4 protein-coding genes are annotated in these 4,280 nt (G+C 69.5%); all 4 read left to right on the forward strand.

The window, feature by feature from the left end; all coding sequences use genetic code 11:
• Window positions 1–130: 130 nt before the first annotated feature.
• The gene (locus QH290_RS20520) at window positions 131–1,942 is read left to right on the forward strand and encodes a thiamine pyrophosphate-binding protein (RefSeq protein WP_280384521.1); all 1,812 of its coding nucleotides are present in this window, start codon (window positions 131–133) and stop codon (window positions 1,940–1,942) included.
• A 46-nt stretch (window positions 1,943–1,988) separates the two neighbouring features.
• On the forward strand, window positions 1,989–3,050 hold the full coding sequence (locus tag QH290_RS20525; RefSeq protein WP_280269376.1) for a catalase family peroxidase: 1,062 nt from the start codon (window positions 1,989–1,991) through the stop codon (window positions 3,048–3,050).
• The gene (locus QH290_RS20530; protein ID WP_280269375.1) at window positions 3,047–3,622 is read left to right on the forward strand and encodes a cytochrome b; all 576 of its coding nucleotides are present in this window, start codon (window positions 3,047–3,049) and stop codon (window positions 3,620–3,622) included. Before QH290_RS20525 ends, QH290_RS20530 begins: the two co-directional genes overlap by 4 nt.
• The coding region (locus tag QH290_RS20535) for an MFS transporter (protein ID WP_483244250.1) at window positions 3,619–4,280 on the forward strand (662 nt) is incomplete at its 3' end. The genes QH290_RS20530 and QH290_RS20535, both read left to right, overlap by 4 nt.

Genomic DNA, 4,280 nt, shown 5'->3' on the forward strand with positions numbered 1-4,280 from the left:
GGGGGTTAAAACCCCGGGGGACCCCTTCCCCTCCCCCCCCGCCCCCCCGGGGGGGGCCCGGCGGGGTTGGGTGCCAACCCCCCCGCCGCAGTGGACGGGCCACTGACACCACCGATCACGAAGAAGGACCATGCACACACCCGACAAGAAGCTCGGCCGCGACATCATCTTCGACTATCTGCGCGCGGCCGGAATCGACTACGCCTTCGGTGTGCCCGGCACGCACGAGATTCCGCTGATCGACGGCACCACCATCCCGGAGAACGAGGTCTCCTACGTGCCGTGCCTGCACGAGAACATCGCCGTCGGCGCCGCGATGGGGTACGCCCGCATCTCCGGGCGCCCCGGCGCGGCCATCGTGCACGTCACGCCCGGCACCGCCAACATCATCGACAACCTGTACAACGCCTACCGGTCCAACATTCCGGTGCTGGTGCTGTGCGGGCAGCAGCACAGCGACCTGCTGATCCAGGAACCGATTCTGGCCTCGGACCTGGTGCGCACGGCCGGGCAGTACGCGAAGTGGGCGCACGAGGTGCGCGATATCGACGAACTGCCCCTGGTCCTGCAGCGCGCGTTCAAGGAACTGACGGTGCCGCCGCTGCGGCCCGTATTCCTTTCCATCCCTTGGAATCTCCTGCTGGAGAGCCCGACCATGCCCGACACCGGGCGCTTCACCCGCATCGCGCACGCGGTGACCGGTGACCCCGCCGGAATCGCCGCCGCCGCGGAGACGCTCGCTCGCGCGAAGCGCCCGGTGCTGCTGGTCGGCGACGGCGTCGGCGAGGCGGACGCCTGGCCCGAGATCGAGCGGCTGTCGTATCTGCTCGGCGCCGCGGTGTATTCGGAGAACCAGGCCAGCCGGATGAACTACCCGAACAACCTGCCGCACTGGCAGGGTGAGCTGATGCCGTCCCAGGAGGGCGTGCACAAACAGCTCGAGGACTTCGACACCCTCTTCCAGATCGGGGTGAACTCGCAGGCGCAGATCCTGGTGTTCCGCTGGGAGAACGGCCCGATCCTGCCCGCCCATCTCACCCAGGTGATGCTGCACAACGATGCGTGGGAGATCGGCAAGAACCACTACGCCGAGGTCGGCGTGCTCGGCGATATCAAGGCCACGCTGCCCGCCATCATCGAGGCCGTCGCCGAGCATGCCGCCTACGACACCGACGAGGCGGCGGCGCGCAACAAGGCCATTCTCGCCCTGGACGCCCGCCGGGACGCGGCCTTCGCGGAGTCGGCCGCCGAATTCCCCGGTCCCGCGGGCACACCCATCCCCGATCACCAGGTGCCGATGGTCGTCGCGCAGGTGCAGCAGACGCTCGCCAAGCCGATCACCGTCATCAACGAGGACTTCTCGGTGCTGCCCGCGATCCAGAAGGCCATCCAGTACGACCATCCCGACGCCTACTTCTGCACGTCCGGTGGTGCCCTGGGCTTTTCGCTGCCCGCCTCGATCGGCATCGCCCTGGCACTGGGCCGCGAGCGGCTGGTGGTCGACATCGTCGGGGACGGTTCGGCGCTGTTCCACACCAATTCCTGGTGGACCACACGGAAATTCGAGCTGCCGGTGCTGTACCTGGTGCTGAACAACCACGAGTACAAGACCCTCATGACCGGGCTGCAGAACATCGAGAAGCTCTACGACTGGCAGCCCGCCCACGACGCCTGGTATCTGCGGCTGGGGGAGCCTGCGCAGGATTTCGCCAAGATCGCGGCGACGTTCGACATCGAGGGCGAGGTGGTCACCGACGGACGCAAGCTGCGGGAGGCCGTCGAGCGCGGATTCAAGATCATCGAGAGTGGCCGTCCCTACGTGATCGACATCCGCATCGAATCGGGGACCGTCCCGGCGCCGCCGACGGACATGATGCTGGTCGAGAAGCCGGACGTGGATATCGAATGGGCACAACAGCTCTGGTCCATGGGGCCGCCGTGAGGGCCGTGCATCCGCACCGGTCGAACGATCGAGGAGGGGAGACATCATGACCGACGGCCGAGGTCCGTCGCTGGATCGCCGCACGCTGCTGGGCGCCGCCGCCATCGCCGGGGTCGGGCTCGCGGGGATCGGCGGATTCCTGTTCAGCGAGGACATCGTGGGGCCGTGGCGGCTGACCGCCCGGCGCATGGTCGACAGATTGGAAGCCACCGCCGGGGGCCGGTTTCCCGGCTACCGCCGCAATCACGCCAAAGGCGTTGCCGTGGCGGGATATTTCGAGAGCAACGGCGCCGGTGCGCAGGTGTGCGAGGCGTCGGCGTTCCGGGAGGGGCGCTATCGGCTGGCGGGGCGCTTCTCGCTCGGCGGCGGTAATCCGCGGATGCCCGACGATATGGAGGCACCGCGCGGCCTGGGCCTGCAGATGTTCCTGCCCGGCGGGGAGCAGTGGCGGCTGGCGATGATCAACATTCCGGTATTCCTGGACGCCACCCCGGAGGACTTCTACACGCGCACACTGGCATTCGCGGTCGATCCGGCGACCGGCAAGCCCGATCCGGCGCGGATGAACCAGCACATCGCCTCCCATCCGGCGACCGCCGCGGCGCTCGAGATCATCGGCGCGAAACCACCGGCGCCGACCTTCGCCGGCTCGACGTTCTACGGCCTCAACGCCTTCGAGTGCACCGACCACAACGGCCGGACCGTGCCCGTGCGCTGGCATCTGGAGCCGGAGAATCGCATGCCGTCGAATCCCTCCGGGGCGCTGTTCGATCCGCTGGTCTCGGAGATCAAGAACGCACCGGTGCGGTGGACGATGGTGCTCGTCGTCGGCGAACCCGGCGTCGACCCGACCCACGACGCCACCAAGCCGTGGCCCGCCGAGCGGCGCCGGATTCCGGTGGGCACCATCGTGATCGATCAGGTGCGCACCGAATCGTCGGGGAATGTGCAAGAGGTGAACTTCGATCCACTGGTGCTGCCGAAGGGCATCGCCCCCTCGGACGATCCGCTGCTGCAGGCGCGTTCGGCCGCCTATGCGGAATCGTTCCGGCGGCGCGCGGGCGAGGACGGCGGCGCCGGCGCGGTGAATGCGGAGGCGGCCCGATGACCCTGCGCGAAGCGGCGACAGACACCACCCGATTCGGCATGGCGGCGCGAATCCTGCACTGGCTCATGGCCGTATCGATCGTGGCGATGATCTTCATCGGCGGCTCGATGGTCGGCTCCCTGGGGAACTACGGGCAGCTGCTCAGCATCCACAAGACGCTGGGGCTGGTGATCCTGGTGCTGGCGGTCATCCGCATCGCCAACCGGGTGCGGCAGCGGCCCCCGCGGCAGGACCCGGATCCGCTGAGCCGACCGGAGCGGCTGGTGGCCAGCGCGTCCGAATTCCTCATGTACGCGCTGTTCCTGGCGCAGCCGATCGTCGGCTGGTGCCTGGTGTCGGCCTCAGGCATACCGATCCACATCCTCGGCGGCCTGCGCATCCCGGCGATCGTGCCGACCGACGCGGGCCTGTACGCCGGGTTGCGGACCCTGCACAGCGTCCTGGCCTACGCGCTGCTCGCGGCCTTCACCGCGCACATCTGCGCGGTGCTGTTCCACGCACTGATCCTGCGCGACACCGTGCTTCGGCGGATGACCTTCGGCGGTGCGCGCGGCGGCTCCTCGAGCCGATGACCGTCTCCCTGGCCGATCGCGGTCGCGATACCACCGCCGGTGTCGTGATCGCGGTCGTGCTCGTGGGGGTGAACCTGCGGGCCGCGCTCACGGGCGTGGGTCCGCTGCTGCCGAATATCGGTGCGGATACCGGAATGTCGTCGGCGTGGGGCGGCGTGCTCACCGCGCTGCCGCTGGTGGCGTTCGCGGTACTCTCGCCGCTGGCGGCGCGGATGGCGCAGCAGGGCGCGGCGCGGCTGGTGGTACCCGCGCTGGCGGTCCTGCTGGTCGGCCTGCTCGCCCGCTCGCTGCCCGCTTTGCCCATGCTGTTCGTGGGCACCGTAATACTTTCCGCCGCAATAGCATTCGCCAACGTCCTACTGCCGTCGATCGTCCGCGGCGGTGTCCCGGGCCCGCGGATCGCCGCGGTGACCGCGGGCTATGCCACCGCGATGACGGCGGCCGCCGCGACAGCATCCGGAATCGCGGTACCCCTCGCCGACCACCTCCCCGGAACCTGGCGCACCGCACTCGCCGTCTGGGCGTTGCCCGCGGCAGTGGCGCTGGCTGTGTGGTCGCCGTGGCGCCGCCCAGGGCTGTCGGCCCCGCCGGGGACCGGGCCGGGAGAGTGTGGGGACCGGCCCGCCCCCCATAACCCGGGGAGGGCGCGCCCCGGGGG

The sequence above is a fragment of the Nocardia wallacei genome, assembly GCF_029869545.1.
Classification (GTDB): domain Bacteria; phylum Actinomycetota; class Actinomycetes; order Mycobacteriales; family Mycobacteriaceae; genus Nocardia; species Nocardia wallacei_A.